Source organism: Sinorhizobium sp. (assembly GCF_059070375.1).
Genome location: NZ_JCACWC010000004.1, coordinates 165,647 through 188,397, shown reverse-complemented (window position 1 = coordinate 188,397; position 22,751 = coordinate 165,647). Strand labels below are relative to the sequence as shown.

Genomic DNA, 22,751 nt, shown 5'->3' with positions numbered 1-22,751 from the left:
CAACCAATATTGAGAATATATTCCTCCTTCTTTCCGGGGTAGAATTCATCACTCGAAAAACAAAGGCAAAATCGCTATATGAGGGGCAACAAGGAGTGCCCATGGCCCGCATTGACCAAACCGATGATTGGCGGGAACGCCACGCACCGTCGCTTACCGTATTCGAACAGCTCGCGTTTGAAGCCTACAGCCATCTGCCTGAGGAATTCCGCAAGCTGACGACGGATCTCACGATCGAAATCGCCGACTTTCCAAGCGACGATGTCTTCGAAGACATGGCGCTCGAAACGCCGTTCGACCTGCTGGGCCTGTTCGAAGGCCGCGGCCTCGGCGAACGCTTCACCATGGAAACCGGGGAGTTCCCGAACCGCATCACCCTTTACCGCCGCCCGATCATCGACTACTGGGCCGAAAACGAGGAAACGCTCGGCGATATCATCACCCATGTGCTGATCCACGAGATCGGCCACCATTTCGGCCTGTCGGACGACGATATGGAGCGGATCGAGGAAAGCGTGGAACACGTGGGCGGCTGAGGCCTGCCGAGATTCGGGATACCCGCCGCGGCCTGTTTAATCTCCTCATTCCTGTGCTTGTCGCAGGGATGATGGGGAGGAGAGACTGCAGTCCTCCGATACCTTCCTGAGGCCTGTTGAGAATCGCGCTACCCGCGGCGTCTTGTTTGATTTCCTCATTCCTGTGCTTGTCACAGGAATCCAGCCAGACCAAGTCCTTGGGCTGAAAGAACGCTTCCCGCGCCGCAGACGCGGCGCTGCTGGATCCCTGTGACGAGCACAGGGATGAGGACGAAGAGGGTGCGGTCCCTCGGCGCGCTTCATAAACCGTGAAGATAGCGAGGCGGCGCGGAATGCCCCAAGTCACGCCCGTATACAGCGTCCCGTTTCGCTTCGATGCGAGAATGTAGGAGCCGCACATCTCCGGTCCCTCATTCCTGTGCTCGTCACAGGAATCCAGCCAGACCAAGTCCTTGGGCTGGAAAGGCTCTTCCGCGCCGCCGACCCGGCGCTGCTCTCAACCCTGTGACGAGCACAGGGATGAGGTGAGGAGAGATTGCAGTCCCTACTGCTCCGACAGCTTCATGTCGGGATGATAATCCTTCCCCTCCACTTCCTTCACCACCGCCTGGCCGCATTGCATATGCTGGGTGTCGGCATTGAAGGCGTAGGTCGGCGGACCGTGCAGCGTCCACCCCTGGTTCAATGCCGCCGTCACCTTGTGGCAGAAGGAGGCATCGTCGGGGCCGGTGAGAAAGCGATAAAGTTTCAAGAGTTTGCCTTTCGTTTTTCGATGATGTCCGCCTTGGCGGCGATCCTCATCGCCTGTTCGAGATGGAGGCGCTCGACCATCCGCCCATGAAGGTTGATGACGCCCTTTCCGGCATTGTCCGGCAAGGCAAAGGCCTCGATGATCGCGCGCGCCTCCTCGACCGCAGCCTCGTCCAGGCCGAAATGCCGATTGGCCGCATCGATCTGCGCCGGATGGATCAGCATCTTGCCGTCATAACCCATGTCGCGCCCTTGCCGGCACTCCGCCTCGAAGCCTTCCGGATCGCGGAAATCGTTGAAGACCGCGTCGATGACGTCGAGCCCGCTGCCGCGCGCGGCAAGAAGAATCTGCATCAGCCACGGAACGAGATAGGTCCGGCCCGGAAAGGCGGGCACGCCCGTCTCCTTGCGAAGATCGTTCAGCCCGACGACGAAGCAGTCCAGCCGGCCGCCGGAGGTGCGGCCGGTCTCGGCGATCGCCGGCCCGTTCACGACCCCGCGCGGCGTCTCGATCATCGCCCAGAGCCTCAGCTCATCCGGCGCGTCCCTTTCCGCAAGCCAATCGAGCGCGCCCTGAATATCGGCGGGGCTTTCGACCTTGGGCAGGAGGATAGCATCGGGCCGCGCGGCAAGAGCCGCTGCGAGATCGGCCTCGCCGAAGCCGGAGCCCGCCGCATTGACGCGGATGACCGTTTCGCCCTGCGGCCGGTTGCCGGCAAGATGCCGGACGAGCGCATCGCGCGCCGCAGCCTTGCGGTCCGGCAAGACGGAATCCTCGAGGTCGAAGATCACGGCGTCCGCAGCCAATTCACGAGCCTTGGCGAGCGCGCGCTGATTGTCGGCCGGAACCGAAAGCACCGAGCGGCGCAGCCGCACGGGATGGTGGTCGATCGCTCTCATGCCGTTCCCTGTCATGCCGTTCGTTGTGCCTGCCTTTCAACCTTTGCGCAAGACGAGACGGGCGGCCCTCTTGCAAGCGGCGTGGCCAGCACCCACATGCCGAGCAGAAAGGTGACAATCATGCAAAGCATCCGCTCCGTTCTCTTCACGGCCGCCGCCATCACCATCACGCTCGTGGCCTTCGTGTTCACCGCCTCGCTCGCCCTGGCGCTCGCCGGGATCGCCGCCATTATTGCGGTCGGCAGCGCGATCGCCGCCAAGCTCAACGGACGGCCCGTGCATGTTCGAGCGGGCGCACGCGCCAATCCGGGAAGCACTCAGCGCGAGATGCGGGTGTGGAACGACGGGCGCGGGACGATCATCGATCTTTAGAATCGGATTGCCGGAAGCGGGATGAAGCAAAGTGCGAAGCGGTTTTCCGCCCGCATCCCGCTTCATGAAAGCAGATTCTCCTTCATTTCGGCGCAAAACTGATCTAAACGCTTCTCGAACATTTCCGCTGAAATCGAAGGCCAAGTCATGGACAAGTTCGTCAAGCTCACCGGCGTTGCCGCTCCCCTGCCCGTCGTCAACATCGACACGGACATGATCATTCCGAAGGATTACCTGAAGACGATCAAGCGCACCGGTCTCGGCACCGGGCTTTTCGCCGAGGCGCGCTACAACGAGGACGGCACCCCCAACCCGGACTTTGTCCTCAACAAGCCTGCCTATCAGAACGCCAAGATTCTCGTCGCCGGCGACAATTTCGGCTGCGGCTCCTCGCGCGAGCATGCACCTTGGGCGCTCCTCGATTTCGGCATCCGCTGCGTCATCTCGACTTCCTTCGCCGACATCTTCTACAATAACTGTTTCAAGAACGGCATCCTGCCCATCGTCGTCAGCCAGGAAGACCTCGACAAGCTGATGGATGACGCCAGCCGCGGCTCCAACGCCATTCTCACAGTCGATCTCGAAGCGCAGGAGATCACCGGTCCGGACGGCGGCTCGATCAAGTTCGAGGTCGATGCCTTCAAGCGCCACTGCCTGCTGAACGGCCTCGACGATATCGGCCTCACGCTCGAAAAAGGCCGCTCCATCGACAATTACGAGAAGGCGACCGCCGCTTCCCGCCCCTGGGCATGAGCTGTCGGATGACGCGCAAGCTCATCTCGTCCGGTTCGCCCTTCGAAAAGACGGCAGGCTATTCGCGTGCCGTCGCAAAGGGCGACTGGTGCTTCGTCTCCGGCACGACCGGCTACGACTACGCCACCATGACCATGCCGGAAACGGTGGAGGAACAGGCCCGCAACTGCCTGAAGACGATCGAAGGCGCCCTGAAGGAAGCCGGCTTCTCGCTGTCGGACGTCGTTCGCAACCACTACTACGTCACCGATGCCAGCTTTGCCGACCGCGTATTCCCGATCTTCGGCGAGACCTTCGGCGAGATCCGCCCGGCCGCGACGATGATCGTCTGCGACCTCATCCGCCCGGAAATGCTGATCGAGATCGAGGTTACGGCATTTCGGGGATAAAGCCGCCCCGACGCCGGCGAATCCTTTTTCATTGACCGCGCGGCCCTCCTCGCGCTATCTACGATCCGTGGTGATTTGGCCGGCCGGCTTGCAGCCACGTTAAAGAAGTCGCTAAAGGGCCGAGGGAACAATGGATTTCCGAGGACCGGTCGCGATCGTTTCGCCGCCGGTTTTTTTGTATTGATCGAGTGGACGCCCATGCCCATCAAGATACCCGATACGCTGCCCGCCTTCGAAACGCTCGTTCACGAGGGTGTGCGGCTGATGACCGAGACCGAGGCGATCCGCCAGGACATCCGGCCGCTGCAGATCGGGCTCTTGAACCTGATGCCCAACAAGATCAAGACCGAGATCCAGATGGCGCGGCTGATCGGCGCCACGCCGCTTCAGGTCGAATTGACGCTGGTCCGCGTCAACGGCCACCGGCCGAAGAACACGCCCGAAGAACATCTGCTCGCCTTTTACGAGACCTTCGAGGAAGTGGAGGCCCGTAAGTTCGACGGCTTCATCATCACCGGCGCGCCGATCGAGACGCTCGAATACGAAGAGGTCACCTACTGGAAGGAGCTGCAGCGCATCTTCGATTGGACGACGACCAACGTCCATTCGACGCTGAACGTCTGCTGGGGCGGGATGGCTGCGATCTACCATTTCCACGGTGTTCCGAAATATCCGCTGAAGGAAAAAGCCTTCGGCGTCTACCGCCACCAGAACCTGCAGCCCTCTTCGGTCTATCTGAACGGCTTTTCCGACGATTTCGCCGTGCCCGTTTCGCGCTGGACCGAGGTGCGCCGCGCCGATATCGACCGGGTGCCGGATCTCGAAATCCTGATGGAATTCAAAGGAAGTGGGCGTCTGCCTCGTACACGAGAAGAAAGGCAACCGGCTCTACATGTTCAATCACGTCGAATATGATTCGACGTCCCTGTCGGAGGAATATTTCCGCGACGTCGATGCCGGCGTGCCGATCAAGCTGCCGCACGACTATTTCCCGCACAATGACTCCGCACTTCCGCCGCAGAACCGCTGGCGCAGCCATGCACATCTCTTCTTCGGCAACTGGATCAACGAGATTTACCAGACGACGCCCTACGAGCTGGCAAAGATCGGAACCGAAGCGCGTTGACGTAAAAAGTATGACTTTCCGGTTGCCGCCTCGGCGGAAATGCAGCAGGTTGACGCCGACTCGCGGAAATGGGGAGATGCATGGGAACAGACACGGAAATCTTCGGCCACCTGCCCTCCGGCGAGCCCGTACAGCGCGTGACGCTTAAGGGCGGCGGGCTGACGGCGTCGGTGATCACATGGGGCTCGGTCATCCAGGATCTTCGGCTCGAAGGACATGCAGCCCCGCTCGTGCTCGGCTTCGAGGATTTCGAAAGCTATCCGGTCCATTCCTCCTATTTCGGGGCCACGCCCGGGCGCAACGCCAACCGCATCGGCGGTGGCCGCTTTGTGCTCGAAGGCAAGGCCTATCAACTCGAGCTCAATGAGAAGGGCGCCACGCATCTCCACGGCGGCAGCGACAATATCGCCAAGCGCAACTGGTCGATCCTCAGGCGGGCCGAAGACAGCGTAACGCTGGAGATCACCGATCCGGACGGCCGCGCCGGCTACCCGGGCAATTGCACGATCACCTGCACCTATACGCTGAAACCGGGCGGCGCGCTCAACGTCGTCTACGAAACTCAGACCGACGCGCCGACCCTCGCCAATGTCTGCCAGCACAGCTATTTCAACCTCGACGGCGGCGCGGACGCATTCGGCCACGACATCATGATTGCGGCAGACCACTACCTGCCCACCGATGAACGGCAGATTCCGACGGGCGAGATCCGCCCCGTCGCCGGCACCGCCTTCGATCTTCGCGAAATGACCTCGCTGAGAAGGCAGCTGGACGGCGACGGGATCGCTTACGACCACAATTTCTGCCTCTCGCCGGAACGGACGCAGAAACGCTCCGTGGCGCTGGTACGCAGCATCAATTCCGGTGTGTCGCTGGAAGTGCTGACGACGGAGCCCGGCGTGCAGCTCTATACCGGAGAAAAGCTCGACGTTCCGGTTCCCGGCCTCGACGGCCGCCGTTACGGCCCCTTCGCCGGCCTCTGCCTGGAAACCCAGATCTGGCCCGATGCGGTGAACCACGAAGGTTTCCCGAAGGCGGTGCTGAGACCCGGCGAAACGCTCCGGCAGGAAACGGATTACGTTTTTACGAAAAGCTGAGGCAGGGCAGGCCGTTAGAGCACTTTCAGTTTCACCGTTTCATCGAACAGTGAAACGCTTCCTGTCGCTCCCATCCGACCCGATAACCGCCATCCACCGGCAGCGTGAGACCGGTGACGAATTCGGCTGCGGCGAGAAAAGAAGAGAGCCCCAGCGTTTCAGCGTAGAATCGGACTTGACAACCCCCGGCGACGTTACGTTATTACATTCAAGAAAACGAAACGTAATAACGTATCCACGAAGCCGGAGCATTGCCTCCGGCCGTCCATGCGACAGTGAGGTTCTCGTCAATGCCCGATCAGCTTGTCCCCACCCCCGTCACCGTCCTCACCGGCTATCTCGGAGCAGGAAAGACCACGCTTCTCAACCGCATCCTCTCCGAGCCGCATGGCAAGAAGTTCGCGGTCATCGTCAACGAGTTCGGCGAGGTCGGCATCGATAACGATCTCATCGTCGATGCCGACGAGGAGGTGTTCGAAATGAACAATGGCTGCATCTGCTGCACGGTGCGTGGGGACCTGATCCGCATCATCGAGGCGCTGATGCGCAGGCGCGAGCGGTTCGACGGCATTCTGATAGAGACGACGGGCCTCGCCGACCCCGCGCCGGTCGCCCAGACTTTCTTCGTCGACGAGGATGTCCGCTCCAAGACACGGCTCGACTCCATCATCACCGTTGTCGATGCCAGGCACCTTCTCGGCGAGATCGACCGCGCACATGAAGCGCAGGAGCAATTGGCCTTCGCCGACACGATCATCCTCAACAAGACCGATTTCGTATCGCCCCAAGGGCTGCAGGCCGTGGAGGATCGCATCCGCCGCATCAACCCAACGGCCGGCATCCTGAGGACGCAGCGCTGCAATCTCGAGATCGCCAGCCTGCTCGATCGCAATGCCTTCGATCTCGACCGCATTCTCGAGGTCGAGCCCGACTTTCTCGAAGCGGACCACGGTCATGAGCATGACGACCATGTCACGAGTTTCTCTCTGGTCGAACGCCGACCCGTCGACCCGGAAAAATTCTTCCGCTGGCTCCAGACGACCGCCCGGGCCTTCGGCACGGACATGCTGCGGATGAAGGGCATCATCGCCTTTGCCGGCGACACCGACCGCTATGTCGTCCAAGGCGTCCACATGCTGGTGGAAGGCGACCACCAGCGCCCCTGGAAGGAGGGCGAAGAGCGCGTCTCGCGCCTGGTCTTCATCGGCCGCAACCTTCCGAAGGACATCATCGCCGACGGCTTCATGGCATGCTGCGCGAGTTCGGCCGACATCGGATAGGCGTCAACTAAGCACGATGCCGCCGTCGACATTCAGCGTCTGGCCAGTCACGAAAGCCGCATCGTCCGAAGCAAAGAAGGCCACCGCGCCGACAACATCCTCGGGATCGCCGATGCGACGCATGGCGGTTTTGTCCTGCCACGTCCTCCTGACCGCGGGATCCTCAAGATTGACCCGCCCCATATCGGTGCGGATGATCCCGGGGCACACGCAGTTGGCGGTGATCCCGTCGGCACCCACTTCCTGTGCCAGCACGCGCGTCACGGAAAAACGCCGCTTCGCTCCCGCTGTAGCACGGCGGGGCGAACGAGAATGCCCGAAGGGCTCATCAACCTGCTGAATTGTCCGAGAAATTTGGAGCGGGTGAGGCGATTCGAACGCCCGACCCCAACCTTGGCAAGGTTGTGCTCTACCCCTGAGCTACACCCGCTCATAAGACCCAGGCCCGGGGGTAGTCGATGGACCAGGGGTGTCGCCCGTCTTGCGGCGACGGGCGCTATATGGCCCAAGCCCTTTTCAAATGCAACAGGGAAATGACGCGAATGCCAAGAATTTTTTCGCGAGCGCGTTCGAAGACCGGGAACGCCGCGTTTCCGGCCGCGCTGCGCCGCGCATGAGATTGCGGAACCTCTCGCTCCTCTTTAAAGCAGGCCGAGAGAAAATCGCGACGGCAGGAAGGATGGAGCATGAGCAAGGCTGAGCCGAAGACTGCGGAAGACCTCTTCCGCTTTCTCGACGAACTCGGGATCGAACACAGGACGAAGCGGCACGCGCCGGTCTTCACGGTCGCCGAATCGGTGGCGCTGCGCGATGAAATCCCCGGCGGACATACAAAAAACCTGTTCCTGAAGGACAAAAAGGACAATTATTTCCTTCTGACCGTCGAGGAACACGCGACGGTGGACCTGAAGACCGTTCATCAGATCATCGGCGCTGCAAGCAAGGTCTCCTTCGGCAAGCCGGAGAAGCTGATGGAATATCTGGGCGTGATACCGGGCGCCGTCACCGCCTTCGGCGCGATCAACGACAGCGAGGGCAAGGTGAAGATCATTCTCGACGAGACTCTGATGGCGTTCGAGACGGTCAACTGCCATCCGCTCTCCAACGACCAGACGACCTCGATCGCGTCGAAGGACATGCTGCGCTTCATGGAGGCAACCGGGCACGAGCCGCTTGTCTTGAAAGTGACGGCCTGACATACGATCTTTGGCGCGAATGCATGAAGCCGGACGCCCAAGTCCGCGAGGAGAGAAGAATGAGCGGTAGCGACAATCCCTATCAAGGTTCCTTCGGCACCCAGATGACGGGCTCGGCCTCCTTCGGCGGACAGCCGGCAAGCACTTCGAGCGCCCCGAACGGCCCGATCCCGGACGACCTGATCAGGGAGACGACAACCGCCGCCTTTACCCGGGATGTGCTCGAGGCATCGCGCCAGCAGCCGGTGCTCGTCGATTTCTGGGCGCCCTGGTGCGGGCCCTGCAAACAACTGACCCCCATCATCGAGAAGGTGGTGAGGGAAGCCGCCGGCCGGGTGAAGCTCGTCAAGATGAACATCGACGACCATCCATCGATCGCCGGCCAGCTCGGCATTCAGTCCATTCCCGCGGTGATCGCCTTCATCGACGGGCGCCCGGTCGATGGTTTCATGGGCGCCGTGCCCGAAAGCCAGATCAAAGAGTTCATCGATCGGATTGCCGGTCCGGCCGCAGACGACGGCAAGGCAGAGATCGAGAGTGTGCTTGCCGATGCCAAGGCGCTGATCGATGCAGGCGATGCGCAGAACGCCGCCGGACTCTATGGTGCCGTTCTCCAGGCCGACCCGGAAAACGCCGCGGCTGTCGCCGGCATGATCGAATGCATGATTGCGCTCGGGCAGGTCGCCGAGGCGCGCCAGGCGCTTTCGGGCCTGCCGGAAGCACTCGCCGCGGAAGCGGCCGTCGCCGCGGTCTCGAAAAAGCTCGACCAGATCGAGGAGGCCCGCAAGCTCGGCGACCCGGCCGCGCTGGAGCGCCAGCTCGCGCTCGACCCGGACGACCACGCGGCACGGCTCAAGCTCGCCAAGCTCCGCAATGTCGAGGGCGACCGCACCGCCGCCGCCGAACATCTCCTCACGATCATGAAGCGCGACCGCAGCTTCGAGGACGACGGCGCCCGGCGCGAACTGCTGTCGTTCTTCGAGGTATGGGGACCGAAGGACCCGGCAACGATCGCCGCGCGGCGCAAGCTGTCGTCGATTCTCTTTTCGTAAGCGGCCTCCGCGTCGAAATTTTCAGCTCCACCCGATCGATTCCAGTGTATTTCTCCCTTGAGATTTCGAAGGGCCGCACCATTTTTTGGTCCTACGGCACCGCGCCTCGATGAGGCGCGGCCGCTATCTGCAGGGTCTGTCGGAATGCATGTCGGAAATGCGCGCTATCTCGGTCCGAAGGACTTACCGGAGATTCTTCCGGTGTTTCCCTTGACGGGCGCGCTGCTGCTTCCCGGCGCACAGCTTCCGCTCAACATCTTCGAGCCGCGCTATCTCGCCATGTTCGACGATGCGCTCGCCGGCAACCGGCTGATCGGCATCGTTCAGCCCTCCTTCGCGGAAGGCCGCAACGAGATCGACGCCTCGTCGGTGCCCGCTCTTTGCCAAGTGGGCTGCATCGGCCGGATCACCTCTTTCGCCGAGACCGGCGACGGCCGCTACATCACCTCTCTCACCGGTGTGTGCCGCTTCCGGCTCTTCGCAGAGGTGGCCGGCTGTCGCGGCTACCGCCGGTTCCGCATCGGCCCCTTCGGGAGCGATCTCGAAAATCCGGACGACGAGAGCCTCGTCGACCGGGAGGCGCTTCTCGCAGCCTTTCGGGCCTATCTCGACGCCAACAAGCTCGAAGCCGACTGGGAAAGCGTGGAACGCGCAAGCAACCGAACCCTCGTCAACTCCATGGCAATGATGTCGCCCTATGGACCGGCGGAAAAACAGGCGTTGCTGGAGGCCCCCGACCTGAAGACGCGGGCCGAAACGCTGATCGCCATCACCGAGATCGTGCTCGCCCGCAACTTCGGCGACCTCGACAATATTCTGCAATGAAACGAGCGATGGACATCAACGCCAGCAAGGTCGATCCGAAACTCCTGGAACTGCTCGTCTGCCCTCTGACAAAGGGCCGCCTCAGCTACGATCCGGAAGCCAACGAACTGGTGTCCGAAAAGGCCCGCCTCGCCTATCCGATCCGCGACGGCGTGCCGATCATGCTGGTTTCCGAGGCGCGCAAGATCGAGGATTGAAGACCGATGTTCGGCGGTCAGCCTGCCTGATCTGCCGTGTGGTTTGCCCCTCTCCTCGGGTTTGCTCGAAACTGGCCCTTCTCCCCATGCGGACCCTGCGCAAACGGTGGCGTTCAAATCGGCTCGCCGGCGAGCAGCCGCGGATCGGCTCTGCCGGGAGTGCCCGCCGCCTGGCGGATGAAGAACTTCTTGAGCGACGGCAGGCGATCGACGAGGCCGAGGCCGAGATCGCGCACGACCCGCACGGGCATGATGTCGTTGGAGAAGAGCCGGTTGAGGACATCGGTCGTAACGCCCATCCGGAAGGTATCGAAGCGTCGCCACGTCTGGTAGCGCTCCAGAACCGCGAGCGAGCCGATATCGAGGCCCAGGCGGTCCGCCTCGACGATCGTTTCGGCGAGGGCCGCGACATCCTTAAAGCCGAGATTGAGCCCCTGGCCGGAAATCGGGTGGATGCCGTGCGCGGCATCCCCGGCGAGCGCGAAACGCGGCGCGACGAAGTCGCGGGCAAGCGTGAGGCCGAGCGGGAAGGCACGCCGGCCGCCGACCACCTTGAGACGGCCGAGCTTATGGCCGAAACGGCGCTCCAGTTCCTCCTCGAAGATGAAATCGTCCTCCTTCACCAGACGCTCGGCATCATAGGTGCTCTCGGTCCAGACGAGCGAGGAGCGGTTATTCTTGAGCGGCAGCGTCGCGAAGGGACCGGCAGGCAGGAAATGCTCCTCCGCCGTCCCGCCGTGCGGGCGCTCGTGCTCGACGGTGGTGACGATGCCCGACTGGCCGTAATCGAACTCCACGACCTTGATGCCCGCCGCCTCGCGCAGCCTCGAACGAACACCGTCGCAGGCGACCAGCAGCCGCGCCTCGATCGTCTCGCCGCCCGCCAGAGTGACGGCGACGGAATGATCTCCGCTCCTGAAACTCTCCACCACGGTCGACTGCCGGATCGGGGCGCCAAGTTCGTCGCAGGCGCGGCGCAGCGCACCGACGAGCGCCGTATTCGGCACCATATGGGCGAAGGGGCGGCCGTCGCCGCCATTGTCCTCGCCCGCGCCCCCGCCCCCGCCTCCGCCCTCGAATGTAAGGAATACCGGTCGGACCGGATCGGCCGTCTTCGAATCGGTGATCACCATCCTGCGGATCGGCTCGGCCTCGGGCGCGATCGCCTGCCAGACGCCCAGGACGTCGAGCATCCGCTCGGCAGCGGCGGCAACGGCCGATGCCCGTTCGTCCTTCTTCCACACGCCGTCCGGCGCGGCATCGACGACCATGACATCGAGATGGGGGGCCGCCTTTTTCAGCGATACGGCAAGCGAGAGGCCGACATAGCCGCCCCCGGCAATCAGAACGTCGATCATCCGTCTCGTCTCCCGTCGCACTTGAAGCATCATCTCGTGCCTATATAGATCAATGCCAACGCCGTTCCTACCATCGGAGACCGCCGAAAATGTCGCGCCCTACCGAGACCGCCACGCCCATGGATGCGCTCCTTGCAATACTCGACCTCGAGAAGCTCGAGGAAAACCTGTTCCGGGGCTTGAGCCCGCAGGTCGGCTGGCAGCGGGTCTTCGGCGGCCAGGTGATCGGCCAGGCGCTGGTCGCCGCCCAGCGCACGGTCGACGGGGGCCGCTACGTTCACTCGCTGCACGCCTATTTCATGCGTCCGGGCGACCCTTCCGTTCCGATCATCTACGAGGTCGACCGGATCCGCGACGGCTCGAGCTTCGCGACGCGGCGCGTGGTGGCGATCCAGCACGGCAAGGCCATCTTCGCCATGTCCGCCTCCTTCCAGTACGACGAGGATGGATTCGAGCACCAGTTCGACATGCCGGAAGTGCCGATGCCGGAGACGCTGCCGGGCGAGCAGGAACTCAAGGAGAAGTTTCTCGTCCACGCGCCGGAGGCGATCCGCCGCTATTGGGAGCGGCCGCGGCCGATCGAAATCCGGCCCGTCTCGCTCGAACACTATTTCTCGCGCGCAAAGGCGTCCCCGAAGCAGGACGTATGGGTGAAAGCGGTCGGGACGGTGCCTGACGAGCGCCATCTCCAGGCCGCGGTCCTCGCCTATCTTTCCGACATGACGCTCCTCGACACGTCGCTTTACGCACACGGCACATCGGTCTTCGACCGCAGCCTCCAGGTCGCCAGCCTCGACCACGCCATGTGGTTCCACCGGCCCTCGAAAATGGACGATTGGCTGCTCTATACCCAGGACAGCCCCAGCGCGCATGGTGCCCGCGGAATGACCCGCGGCAGTCTTTTCGACCGCTCCGGCGTTCTGATCGCCTCTGTCGCGCAGGAAGGATTGATCCGCAAAAAGGCAATTGCGTAATTTTTTGCCATTTTTCGGATTCTGCTCATATTTTAATCATTCCGACTGGCCTATTTTCAGCGTTCCGCGGCAGCCCCCTCGCCGAACGTGTTTTTTCCATTAGATTTCAGTGGTTTGTTCTGCCTCATCGAATCTGGCACGCCCCTTGAATGTAGCTGTCCGGTTGCCAGCGCGTCAGGCGCTCAAGCAGCAAGGAGAGACGGCCTCCGCTGGAGGCAGACAAGGATGGGAACTCGATGAAAATTGTGATGGCCATTATCAAGCCGTTCAAGCTCGATGAGGTTCGCGAAGCCCTCACTGCCGTTGGCATCCAGGGTTTGACCGTGACCGAAGTGAAGGGCTACGGCCGCCAGAAGGGGCACACCGAGATTTACCGCGGCACCGAATATGCCGTGAGCTTTCTGCCTAAGCTGAAGGTCGAGATCGCGGTCGCGACGGAGATCGTCGACAAGGCCGTCGAAGCCATCGCTTCGGCCGCCAAGACCGGCCAGATCGGCGACGGCAAGATCTTCGTCTACTCGATTGACCATGCCGTGCGCATCCGCACCGGCGAGACCGACTCAGAAGCGTTGTAAACCACGCCGTTCAGGGAGCTATTTTCGATGTTGTCATTCACCCTTTCCACCTCTCTTCGACGCGTGGGAGCGACTGCTGCCGCGATGCTCGCGCCGGTCGTCGCGTTTGCCCAGGAAGCGGCGCCCGCCGCGGCCGCAACGCCGGTGCCGGACAAGGCCGATACCACCTTCATGTTCCTTTCGACCCTTCTCGTCCTGTTCATGCTGATTCCGGGCCTCGCCCTATTCTACGGCGGCCTCGTGCGCGCCAAGAACATGCTGTCGGTGCTGATGCAGTGCACGGTCATCGGCGCCGTCATGATGATCGTCTGGGTCGTCTACGGTTATTCCTTTGCCTTCGGCGGCTCGACGAGCGCCTATTTCGGCGGCTTCGCCAAGCTTTTCCTCGCGGGCGTGACCGTCGACAGCACCGCGGCGACCTTCTCCGACGGCGTCGTCATTCCGGAATATCTTTTCATGCTGTTCCAGATGACCTTCGCCGCGATCACCCCGGCGCTCATCGTCGGCGCCTTTGCTGAGCGCATCAAGTTCTCGGCCGCGATCCTCTTCGCCATCCTTTGGGCGACATTCGTCTATTTCCCGATTGCGCACATGGTCTGGGACGCCAACGGCCTGCTCTTCGGCATGGGCGCGCTCGATTTCGCCGGCGGCACCGTGGTCCACATCAATGCCGGCGTCGCCGGCCTCGTCGGTGCATTCATGGTCGGCAAGCGCACCGGCTACGGCCGGGACATGATGGCCCCGCATTCCATGACGCTGACGCTCGTCGGCGCTGCCATGCTGTGGTTCGGATGGTTCGGCTTCAACGCCGGCTCCAATCTCGAAGCCTCCGGCGGTGCGGTTCTCGCCACCGTCAACACCTTCCTCGCAACGGCTGCCGCAGTCCTTTCGTGGTCACTCGTCGAGACGCTCACGCGCGGCAAGGCTTCGATGCTCGGTGCCGCATCGGGCATGATCGCCGGGCTCGTCGCCGTCACGCCGGCGGCCGGTATTGCCGGTCCGATGGGCGCGATCATCATGGGCCTGATCGTCTCGCCGCTCTGCTACTTCTTCGTCTCGGTGATCAAGAACAAGTTCCACTATGACGACACGGCAGATGTCTTCGGCGTACACGGCGTCGGCGGCTTCTTCGGCGCGATCGCGACCGGCATCTTCGCCTCCTCCACGCTCGGCGGCATCGGCTATGCCGACGGCGTGACCATGGGAACCCAGTTGATGACCCAGATCACGGCCGTCGCCATCACGATCGTCTGGTGCGGTATCGTATCCGCCATCCTCTACAAGGTGGTCGATGCGCTTGTCGGCCTTCGCGTATCGATGGAAGCGGAGCGGGAAGGGCTCGACCTCTCCTCGCATGGCGAAGCCGCCTATCACGCGAGCTGAGCAGCGTCGGCAAACGACGCCGCCAAAAGTCCCGTCGCGGTCCGCAGTCTGCGGATCGCCCTTGGCCCGGATCTCGCGATCCGGGCCTTTTTTTGCTGCATACGCGTCCCAGCGGCAATTTTGCCGGCACACGCGCATGGTTAATGTCACATTAACCCTACTTCGCTTAGGTTGATTCCATGGGCACGCAATGTGCCCGGAGCATCCCGCTTTTCGCCCTGATTGAGGGTGAGAAGGCTGCTCCTCACCAAAAGGGCTGGAATATTCACGGGCGGCCTTTTCGCGCGCTCTCGTTCCGGCGGATCGAAACGGGCAAAGCAGGCAACATGAGCAGAAGCAATACCGCAACGCTTGACAGCCGTTCCAACCGGTTCGTGCTGACCCACTTCGTCTGGCGGCAGATCGCCTCGCTGGCGGGGTTCGTTCTCGTCGGTGCGCTGGCGCTCGCCATTGCCGCCCTTTCGACATGGAACGTCGCGGATCCGAGCTTTTCCTATGCAACTTCGAACGAGCCGACCAACCTGCTCGGCTATGGCGGCGCCGTCTTCGCCGACATCTTCATGCAGTTCTTCGGCCTTGCGAGCGTCGTGGCGCTGCTGCCGGCCGTCGCCTGGGCTCTCGTTCTCATCCGCGGCACGCATTTCGACAAGGTGCTCAAGCGGCTCGGCCTGTGGTTCGCCGGCTCGGTGCTGGCGAGCGCGGCCTTGAGCTGCGTTCCGGCGCCGATCACCTGGCCGCTGCCGAACGGCCTCGGAGGCGTCTTCGGCGACATGATCCTCCGTTTTCCCGCGCTCTTCACCGGAACCTTCCCGACGGGCACCTTCGCGACCGTACTCGCCTGCCTCTTCACCGCACCGGCCGCCTGGTGCCTCGTCTACAGCGCCGGCCTCATCGGCGTCAGCGAGGATGAAGAAGCAGAACCGGCACCTGAGCCTGCACCCAGCAAGGCGCGCACCATACGCGACGAACTCGAAGAGGAAGACGAAGAAGGCCCCCTTACGGTGCTGATGGGCTCGCTCGCCCATATGCGCTACACGGCGCAGGCCAGGCTTCGCCGTGCCTTCGGCATGGGAGCAAAGCCGGCGAAGCGGCAGTATGACGAGCCCTACGACTTCAACAACGACGAATTCGGCACATTGAACGAGCCGGTCCGGCCGAAGGCGCAGGCCGGTCGTATCGAGCCCTCGCTCGATCGCACCGAGCGCCGCATCGTCACTCCGCCGCCGATCACGGGCGACGAAGACGACCCGCCCTTCGATATCGATGAGCGACGGCCCGCCGGCATCCTGCCGGACGACGAAGACGACGTGGCCGCAGACTGGGCTCCGCGGCCTGCACCGCCGAAGCCGGCTGTGGCAATGGTGGGTTCGCGCGTCGCCCCGCCGCCGCCGCGGCCGAAAGCCGGGCAGCGCGTCGAGCGCGAGGCGCAGCGCTCGTTCGTCGATGAAGACGGCGATTTCACGCTTCCGCCGATCCACTTCCTCGCCGAGCCGAAGAATGTCGCGCGCGACGCCTCGCTTTCGGCCGATGCGCTCGAGCAGAACGCCCGCATGCTCGAAGGCGTCCTTGAGGATTTCGGCGTCAAGGGCGAGATCATCCATGTCCGCCCCGGCCCCGTCGTCACCCTCTATGAGCTGGAACCCGCGCCCGGGATCAAATCGTCGCGGGTCATCGGTCTCGCCGACGACATCGCCCGTTCCATGAGCGCGATCGCCGCACGCGTCGCCGTCGTACCCGGCCGCAACGCCATCGGCATCGAGCTGCCGAACCAGCGGCGCGAGATGGTCTATCTGCGCGAACTGATCGGCTCCCGCGACTTCGAGACGACCAAGACGAAGCTCGCCATGGCGCTCGGCAAGACGATCGGCGGCGAATCCGTCGTTGCCGATCTCGCCAAGATGCCGCATCTGCTCGTCGCCGGCACCACCGGCTCGGGCAAGTCGGTGGCGATCAACACCATGATCCTGTCGCTGCTCTACCGGCTGAGACCCGATCAGTGCCGCCTCATCATGATCGATCCGAAAATGCTCGAGCTGTCCGTCTATGACGGCATCCCGCACCTTCTCTCGCCGGTCGTGACGGACCCCAAGAAGGCGGTCGTGGCGCTGAAATGGACCGTGCGCGAGATGGAAGAGCGTTACAAGAAGATGTCGAAGATCGGCGTGCGCAACATCGACGGCTTCAACAGCCGCGTCGAGCAGGCACTGGCCAAGGGCGAGGCGATCACGCGCACCGTCCAGACCGGCTTCGACCGACAGACCGGCGAGGCCGTCTACGAGACGGAGGAATTCGATCTTTCGCCGATGCCCTATATCGTCGTCATCATCGACGAGATGGCCGACCTGATGATGGTCGCCGGCAAGGATATCGAAGGCGCCGTCCAGCGGCTTGCGCAGATGGCGCGTGCTGCCGGCATCCACGTCATCATGGCGACACAGCGCCCCTCGGTCGACGTCATCACCGGCACGATCAAGGCGAACTTCCCGACCCGCATTTCCTTCCAAGTCACCTCCAAGATCGACAGCCGCACCATCCTCGGCGAACAGGGAGCCGAACAGCTCCTGGGCATGGGCGACATGCTCTACATGGCCGGCGGCGGCCGTATCCAGCGCGTGCACGGACCCTTCGTCTCGGACACCGAGGTCGAAGAGGTCGTTGCCTATCTCAAGACGCAAGGCGTGCCGCAATATCTCGACGCGATCACCGAGGACGACGAGGACGAGAGTGACGGCGGCGGTCCGGCCGGCACCTCCAACCTCGCCGATTCCGAGGACCCCTACGACCAGGCGGTGGCGATCGTGCTGCGCGACGGCAAGGCTTCGACCTCCTACGTGCAGCGCCGCCTCGGTATCGGCTATAATAGGGCCGCCTCGCTGATCGAGCGGATGGAGCAGGAAGGCATCATCAGCCCCGCAAACCACGCCGGAAAGCGCGAGATACTAGTGCCGACCGAAGCGGAGATCACCGGCCGGTAAGACAGCGCCACAGCGGCGTGATCAGCGCGCGGCGGGCGGTAACGGTCATTTGAAGGCGTCGTGTTTTCGGGATTTTCCAACGCCTTGAAGGCGCCCCACTTGCCCTTCAAATGGTCACGAATGAAGGAGACTGCGATGATGGAGACCAAAACCGACGGCCGCAACGGCGCAATCTCGCGGCGCGTCTTCGTTGGCGGCCTGGCGGCTCTCGCCGGCTTCGGCGCCACGACGTTCGGCGCCGGCGATGCTTCGGCTCAGGCGTCCGCCGTTGCCCAGAGGATCGCGGATCATTTCTCGTCCGTGAAGACCATGGCCGGCGAATTCGTCCAGTTCGGCCCGCGCGGCGAACAGACGGGCGGCAAGTTCTATATCCGCCGGCCGGGTCGCATCCGCTTCAATTACGAAGCACCCTCGCCGATGCGGGTCATCGCCGACGGCAAGTCCGTCGTCATCGGCAATATGAAGCTCAAGACCTGGGATATCTATCCGCTCTCGAAGACCCCGCTCAATCTGCTGCTCAGCGAAAGGATCGACTTGAGCAGCAGGATGGTACGCGACGTGAGGGTGGAAGCGGACCTCATCACCATCGTACTCGGCGACCGCTCCATCTTCGGAGATTCGACCATCACGATGATGTTCGACCCGAAGAGCTACAATCTGCGGCAGTGGACGATCACCGATGCGCAAAAGAAGGACACCTCGGTGATGATCTTCAACGTCCGGACCGGCATCGCGCTCGACGACAAGGTCTTCCGCATCCCCTATGACGAGGTGCGCAACAAGCGCCGCGGCGGCTGATCGCGAAATGCTCCGACTTTGAAACCAGGCACTTCCGAACGGAAGACATTCTTCCTGGAAGTGCTTTAAGCCTGTTTAAGTTCGGGATACCCCGCCGCGGGCTCGCGCCGCAGAGACGACACAAATCCCGCGCTGACCGATGCGCTCGACAAGCTTGCCCGCTTGCGGCGACGGTCATCTCTGAAAATCCTTCAGGAACCTGCGCATGGCGTGGTGGAAATCGGCGACGTATCGCGCCTTGTCTTCCGCCTTGGGGGTGATCTGGACGAAGCGTGCAGCGGGGATTTTCTCCGCCAGCGCACGCGCGTGGGCGATGGGATGAACGAGATCGCGTTCATGGCCGATGACGAGCGTCGGGACGGCGATGCGGGCGAGATCAGCCTCCGTGACTCCCGGGCCGTCGCTGGAAACGGCGGTGAGGAGCGCGGCGGTGACCTCGATGGGTTCCCGCGCAAAAAAGCCGGTGAGCGAGGCCAGATTGTCCGGCGCGGCCGCCGCAAGACGCTGCCCGATGGGACCTTCAAGGAAAGCGGCCTTTGCCGCTGGCGGCGGCAGACGGGTCAAAAGGTGGCCGACTTCGGCATTCGGGATCATATTTTCCGGCGCCGATGCCGTCAGCCAGGCGGGCCGGGCAAGGACAAGGGCGCGGACGAGATCGGGACGCTTTACGGCCAGGCGAAGCGAAATCGCCGCGCCCATGGAAATGCCGCCGATGATGACAGGCACGCCCAGATTGGCCTCCACATAGGCGGCGACGTCATTCGCGAAGGTTTCGATCGAAAGCCTGTCGAGTCCGCCGGACTGCGATCGGCCATGACCGCGAGCCTCGATCGTGACGCGACGGAAGCCGGATTCGCCAGGAAACGCTTCGGAGGCCTGGCCCGCGTCGCCGCAAAGTCCGTGCAGGAAGACAACCGGCGTGCCCTCGCCCGCCGTGTCGACATTCAGCCGCGTGCCGTCGCGTGTCTCGAAGTTGATGCTCATGGCCCCGCCTCGAGCTTTTCGGAGAGGAAGCGGGCAACGTCCTTGGCCTCGCTTGCTGCAAGCCCATGAGCGATCAGGCTGCCGGTAAAGCCGATGGCCTTCAGGCGAGCGAGGTAATGTGCGTAGTCGAGCACCCCCTTTCCAGCGGTCGCAAAACTGCCGTCCGGATTCCGGTCCTTCGCATGCGCCATGACGATGCGGTCGGCGAGAAGATCGATTGCCGCGGACACGGTCGTCCGCTGCTCGTCAAGCGTTGTCGTTTCAAAGAGATTGGCGGGGTCGAGCACGATTTTGATACGCGGGCTCCGCATCTCGTCGATGAGCCGGCGGGCCTTTTCCGCCGAGTTGACGACATTGGCAAGCTCCGGCTCGATGCCGAGATCGACGTCGCAGCGGTCTGCAATGCCGATCGCCGTCTCCATGGCCCGGAGCAGATCGCGCCAGGCTTCCGGCGTGTCGTTTTCGGGGTGCTCCCTCCACTGGTCGAGCGGATCACGCGTGCCGGTGCAGAGCGTGATGAGGCGGGTGGACATGGCGTGGCTGCGTTCCGCCAGAACGGCCAGCCGGCGGTGGCCGGCCTCGCGCATCGCCTGGTCGGGATGGATCATATTGTAGGTGCCGGAGACCGCCGCGATTTCGATACCGGCCTTCTTCGCCGCATCGGCAACGGCGCACGCCTGCCGCTCGTCGATGCCTTCAGGCATGGAGGCGAGGCCCGAGCAGGCCATGTTGTATTGCGCGGCGGCAAACCCGGCAGCCGCGACGGCATCGAGCACCGCACCCGGTTGCGTGCCTTCAAAGGTCTTGGCGAAGATTCCGAGCTTCATCAGACGCCACCCTCGACATCGGCAAGCGCAACCGCCTTGCCGCTCGCCACCGAGCGGGCGATGGCGACCATGGCCCGCACCGAGGCGAGGCCGTCGTCGATGCCGGCGCCTTCCATCGGCGCACCATCGAGGATGGTGCGTGCAAAACCTTCGACCTGGCGGCGATAGAAATGACCGTCAGCACCGAGCACCCGATGCGTCGCGCCCTCGGCCTCGCGGAAAATGTCCACCTCGCTCGTCTTGTAGTACCAGGGGTTATAGGTCTTGCCGAGAACGCTGCCCTTCTCGCCGTAAATCTGGAAACCCTCGTGCCAGTCCATGCGGACTTGCACGGTCAGATCGAGATGGCCGAGCGTGCCGGAAGCGAACTCGGCGTCGACGAACCAGCACCAGATGCCGGCCCGTTCGGAAAGCCGCGCCTGCACCGAGACGATGTCGCCGCCGAAGTAACGCGCCGTGTCGATCAGGTGGCAGCCATGGGCCAGCATGTAGTAGCGGCGCAGATCCGCCTTCGGATTGGCCGAAGGCTTTTTCGCATTGGCGCTGGTAACGATCAGCGGCTGGACGGCATCCGTCATCGCATAGCGGTGCGTGCTGTCGCAATACCAGGCCTTGAAGGCGATCATCTCGCCCATCTCGTCAGCAATGAAGGCTTTTGCCGCCTGGAGACCGGCATCAAAGCGCTTCATGTGGCCGACCTGAAATATCTTGCCGGACTTTTCGACGGCCTCTCTGAGATCGAGGCATTCCTCGACCGTCACGCCGACGGGTTTTTCGCAGAGCACATGCTTGCCGGCTTCGAGTGCGCGCAGCGAGGCCGGGACGTGGAAGGCGTCGGCGGTCGCGATGATCACGGCTTCGATATCGGGATCGGCAAGCATCCTGTCGTAGTCGTCGTAGGTCTTCGCTGCACCGTGGGTAATCGCCATGCGTTCGCGCAGGTCATCGGCGACATCGCAGATAGCATGGAGATCGGCATTGACAGCCTTCGTGCAGGCCTCGAAATGAGCGGCCTGGGCGATCTGCCCGGCACCGAGCACACCCACTCGAAGGCGGCGTTCCTGTTTTGCTGGCATTCTAGAGTTCCTTAAGTTTGTTCACAGAGCGGCAGCCCGTCGGGCGTCAAAGTGAGTGGTGTGTACGGTTTTCCGCGCGCATCCCGCTCTAACTCCCGGAAGCCGGTCACGAAGTTTCAGGTCCATCCGGCATGAAAACATCGTGATCTAGAGCGTGATCCATCTTCCTTCGGCGCTGCCTGAGCGCAGCGTCGCGTCGATGAACCTCATTCCTCGCACCCCGGCGTCTATGCCGGGCAAGAGGAGAGATTTCGAGGACGCGGCCACGCCGTTAAAGCGAGCTTCGAGCTGGTCCGCCATGTCGGCGTAAAGTTGCGAAAGCGCCTCGACGAAGCCTTGTGGATGTCCGGGCGGCATGTGTCCTTTGACCACAGTGCCATGTGAAGCGCGATCGATGATAATCCGCTGCCCGCCCAGCGGGCAGAAGTGCAGAACGTTCGCGTCCGCCACACCCCAGCCGAGCGACGCTTTGTCGCCATAAATCTCTATGCGAAGGCCATTGGTCTTCCCTATCGCGACCTGGCTTGCCCACAAGCTGCCCTTGGCGCCATTTTCGAACCGAAGCTGAACGGAAACGTTGTCGTCGACCTGTCGCCCGGGAACAAAGCTGTCGACCTCGGCCGACACCATGATGCACTGGAGACCGCTGATAAACTCGGCAAGGTGGAAGGCATGCGTTCCGATATCGCCGAGGCTACCCGCGCCGCTTCGCTTCGGATCGGTGCGCCATTCGGCCTGTTTGTTGCCCTCGGCCTCGGTCGCCGAGGCGAGCCATTCCTGGGGAAACTCAACCCGCACGAGTCGGATTTCGCCGACGGCTCCGCTTTCGACGACAGCGCGTGCTTCCCGAACCATGTCGAAGCCGGCGTTCGTGTAGCTGACGCCGAAAAGCGCAGTGCCGGCCTTTGCCGCCTGCTCGACTTCGAGAGCCTCGGGGAGCGTCGCGGTCAGCGGCTTGTCGCACATGACGCTGATGCCCGACGCCAGGAAGGCAAGAGAAGCGGGAGCGTGGATGTGGTTGGGCGTTACGACGGCCACGAGGTCGATGCCGTCGTCGCGTCCGGCCTCGGCGGCCGCCATGGCGGCAAAGTCGGTGTAGCTGCGATCGCGGCCGAGATACAGCGCGTCGGCACTTTCCAGGGCGCGCGTCGGATCACTCGACAGCGCACCGGCGACAAACTCGAAACGATGCGTCATCGCCGCCGCGCGGCGGTGGACTGCACCGAAGAAGGCGCCCTGACCGCCACCCACCATACCCAGTCTGAAACGTCGAGAAGCCATGCAAAAGTCCGTCAGGCCCATCGGCCCTTGAGTGATGGAGAGCCTGC

General features: G+C 62.9%; 22 protein-coding genes, 1 tRNA gene, 2 pseudogenes and 1 riboswitch. Of the genes and pseudogenes, 16 read left to right on the top strand and 9 right to left on the bottom strand.

The window, feature by feature from the left end:
• Positions 1–101: 101 nt before the first annotated feature.
• Positions 102–536, top strand: a complete 435-nt coding sequence (locus AC5J09_RS27190; RefSeq protein ID WP_003531284.1) for a metallopeptidase family protein — start codon at positions 102–104, stop codon at positions 534–536.
• Between the two features lie 544 nt (positions 537–1,080).
• On the opposite strand, the gene AC5J09_RS27185 is transcribed toward AC5J09_RS27190, so the two are convergent.
• On the bottom strand, positions 1,081–1,287 hold the full coding sequence (locus AC5J09_RS27185; RefSeq protein ID WP_003531285.1) for a DUF1737 domain-containing protein: 207 nt from the start codon (positions 1,285–1,287) through the stop codon (positions 1,081–1,083).
• Positions 1,284–2,186 carry an HpcH/HpaI aldolase/citrate lyase family protein gene (locus AC5J09_RS27180; protein WP_100672750.1) on the bottom strand — a complete coding sequence of 301 codons (903 nt, stop codon included), beginning with the start codon at positions 2,184–2,186 and terminating at the stop codon, positions 1,284–1,286. The genes AC5J09_RS27185 and AC5J09_RS27180 overlap by 4 nt, the downstream gene beginning before the upstream one ends.
• A 120-nt stretch (positions 2,187–2,306) precedes the next feature.
• On the opposite strand from AC5J09_RS27180, the gene AC5J09_RS27175 reads away from it, so the two are divergent.
• The 6 genes and pseudogenes from AC5J09_RS27175 to AC5J09_RS27150 all read left to right on the top strand — a co-directional run bounded on the left by AC5J09_RS27175 (position 2,307) and on the right by AC5J09_RS27150 (position 7,203).
• Positions 2,307–2,558 carry a hypothetical protein gene (locus AC5J09_RS27175; protein WP_100672749.1) on the top strand — a complete coding sequence of 84 codons (252 nt, stop codon included), beginning with the start codon at positions 2,307–2,309 and terminating at the stop codon, positions 2,556–2,558.
• 147 nt (positions 2,559–2,705) lie between these two features.
• Positions 2,706–3,311, top strand: coding sequence for a 3-isopropylmalate dehydratase small subunit (gene leuD / locus AC5J09_RS27170; protein WP_018097351.1), 606 nt, complete (start codon positions 2,706–2,708; stop codon positions 3,309–3,311).
• A gap of 8 nt (positions 3,312–3,319) precedes the next feature.
• Positions 3,320–3,700, top strand: a complete 381-nt coding sequence (locus tag AC5J09_RS27165) for a RidA family protein (protein WP_003531294.1) — start codon at positions 3,320–3,322, stop codon at positions 3,698–3,700.
• A gap of 57 nt (positions 3,701–3,757) precedes the next feature.
• Positions 3,758–3,835: riboswitch (SAM riboswitch) on the top strand.
• A gap of 63 nt (positions 3,836–3,898) precedes the next feature.
• Positions 3,899–4,826 (top strand): annotated as a pseudogene (gene metA, locus AC5J09_RS27160) (homoserine O-acetyltransferase MetA).
• 80 nt (positions 4,827–4,906) lie between these two features.
• Positions 4,907–5,923, top strand: a complete 1,017-nt coding sequence (locus AC5J09_RS27155) for an aldose epimerase family protein (RefSeq protein WP_494299002.1) — start codon at positions 4,907–4,909, stop codon at positions 5,921–5,923.
• Between the two features lie 290 nt (positions 5,924–6,213).
• On the top strand, positions 6,214–7,203 hold the full coding sequence (locus AC5J09_RS27150) for a CobW family GTP-binding protein (protein WP_494299001.1): 990 nt from the start codon (positions 6,214–6,216) through the stop codon (positions 7,201–7,203).
• 3 nt (positions 7,204–7,206) lie between these two features.
• Here the strand turns inward: AC5J09_RS27150 and AC5J09_RS27145 are convergent.
• Together AC5J09_RS27145 and AC5J09_RS27140 are read right to left on the bottom strand one after the other, a co-directional pair.
• Positions 7,207–7,464 (bottom strand): annotated as a pseudogene (locus tag AC5J09_RS27145) (SDR family NAD(P)-dependent oxidoreductase); the annotation flags it as partial.
• A 94-nt stretch (positions 7,465–7,558) separates the two neighbouring features.
• Positions 7,559–7,633 (bottom strand) — tRNA-Gly (locus AC5J09_RS27140).
• Positions 7,634–7,889: 256 nt separating this feature from the next.
• Here AC5J09_RS27140 and AC5J09_RS27135 point away from each other — a divergent pair.
• From AC5J09_RS27135 to AC5J09_RS27120, 4 genes are all read left to right on the top strand, one after another.
• Positions 7,890–8,399, top strand: coding sequence for a prolyl-tRNA synthetase associated domain-containing protein (locus tag AC5J09_RS27135; RefSeq protein WP_494299000.1), 510 nt, complete (start codon positions 7,890–7,892; stop codon positions 8,397–8,399).
• 59 nt (positions 8,400–8,458) lie between these two features.
• The gene (trxA, locus tag AC5J09_RS27130) at positions 8,459–9,451 is read left to right on the top strand and encodes a thioredoxin (protein WP_018097358.1); all 993 of its coding nucleotides are present in this window, start codon (positions 8,459–8,461) and stop codon (positions 9,449–9,451) included.
• Between the two features lie 144 nt (positions 9,452–9,595).
• Positions 9,596–10,276: an LON peptidase substrate-binding domain-containing protein gene (locus AC5J09_RS27125; protein WP_018097359.1), complete on the top strand. Its 681-nt coding sequence runs from the start codon at positions 9,596–9,598 to the stop codon at positions 10,274–10,276.
• An 8-nt stretch (positions 10,277–10,284) separates the two neighbouring features.
• Positions 10,285–10,473, top strand: a complete 189-nt coding sequence (locus tag AC5J09_RS27120) for a Trm112 family protein (protein WP_003537577.1) — start codon at positions 10,285–10,287, stop codon at positions 10,471–10,473.
• Between the two features lie 113 nt (positions 10,474–10,586).
• On the opposite strand, the gene AC5J09_RS27115 is transcribed toward AC5J09_RS27120, so the two are convergent.
• A complete protein-coding gene (locus AC5J09_RS27115; protein ID WP_494298998.1) occupies positions 10,587–11,831 on the bottom strand; it encodes a ubiquinone biosynthesis hydroxylase in 1,245 nt (414 codons plus the stop codon).
• An 89-nt stretch (positions 11,832–11,920) separates the two neighbouring features.
• Between AC5J09_RS27115 and tesB the strand changes: the two genes are divergently transcribed.
• From tesB to AC5J09_RS27090, 5 genes are all read left to right on the top strand, one after another.
• Positions 11,921–12,805 carry an acyl-CoA thioesterase II gene (tesB, locus tag AC5J09_RS27110; protein ID WP_018097361.1) on the top strand — a complete coding sequence of 295 codons (885 nt, stop codon included), beginning with the start codon at positions 11,921–11,923 and terminating at the stop codon, positions 12,803–12,805.
• 236 nt (positions 12,806–13,041) lie between these two features.
• Positions 13,042–13,380 (top strand): P-II family nitrogen regulator, encoded by a 339-nt coding sequence (locus AC5J09_RS27105; protein WP_018097362.1) that lies wholly within the window; start codon positions 13,042–13,044, stop codon positions 13,378–13,380.
• Positions 13,381–13,407: 27 nt separating this feature from the next.
• On the top strand, positions 13,408–14,763 hold the full coding sequence (locus tag AC5J09_RS27100) for an ammonium transporter (RefSeq protein WP_494298997.1): 1,356 nt from the start codon (positions 13,408–13,410) through the stop codon (positions 14,761–14,763).
• A 326-nt stretch (positions 14,764–15,089) separates the two neighbouring features.
• A complete protein-coding gene (locus AC5J09_RS27095) occupies positions 15,090–17,738 on the top strand; it encodes an FtsK/SpoIIIE family DNA translocase (RefSeq protein ID WP_494298996.1) in 2,649 nt (882 codons plus the stop codon).
• 135 nt (positions 17,739–17,873) lie between these two features.
• Positions 17,874–18,536 (top strand): outer membrane lipoprotein carrier protein LolA, encoded by a 663-nt coding sequence (locus AC5J09_RS27090; RefSeq protein WP_100672810.1) that lies wholly within the window; start codon positions 17,874–17,876, stop codon positions 18,534–18,536.
• Between the two features lie 174 nt (positions 18,537–18,710).
• On the opposite strand, the gene AC5J09_RS27085 is transcribed toward AC5J09_RS27090, so the two are convergent.
• From AC5J09_RS27085 to AC5J09_RS27070, 4 genes are all read right to left on the bottom strand, one after another.
• On the bottom strand, positions 18,711–19,520 hold the full coding sequence (locus AC5J09_RS27085) for an alpha/beta fold hydrolase (protein WP_100672734.1): 810 nt from the start codon (positions 19,518–19,520) through the stop codon (positions 18,711–18,713).
• The gene (locus tag AC5J09_RS27080; protein ID WP_379938490.1) at positions 19,517–20,347 is read right to left on the bottom strand and encodes a sugar phosphate isomerase/epimerase family protein; all 831 of its coding nucleotides are present in this window, start codon (positions 20,345–20,347) and stop codon (positions 19,517–19,519) included. The genes AC5J09_RS27085 and AC5J09_RS27080 overlap by 4 nt, the downstream gene beginning before the upstream one ends.
• Positions 20,347–21,423: a Gfo/Idh/MocA family protein gene (locus tag AC5J09_RS27075; protein ID WP_494298995.1), complete on the bottom strand. Its 1,077-nt coding sequence runs from the start codon at positions 21,421–21,423 to the stop codon at positions 20,347–20,349. The genes AC5J09_RS27080 and AC5J09_RS27075 overlap by 1 nt, the downstream gene beginning before the upstream one ends.
• A gap of 147 nt (positions 21,424–21,570) precedes the next feature.
• Entirely contained in the window at positions 21,571–22,704 is a 1,134-nt protein-coding gene (locus AC5J09_RS27070) for a Gfo/Idh/MocA family protein (RefSeq protein WP_494298994.1), read from the bottom strand.
• Between the last annotated feature and the right edge of the window lie 47 nt (positions 22,705–22,751).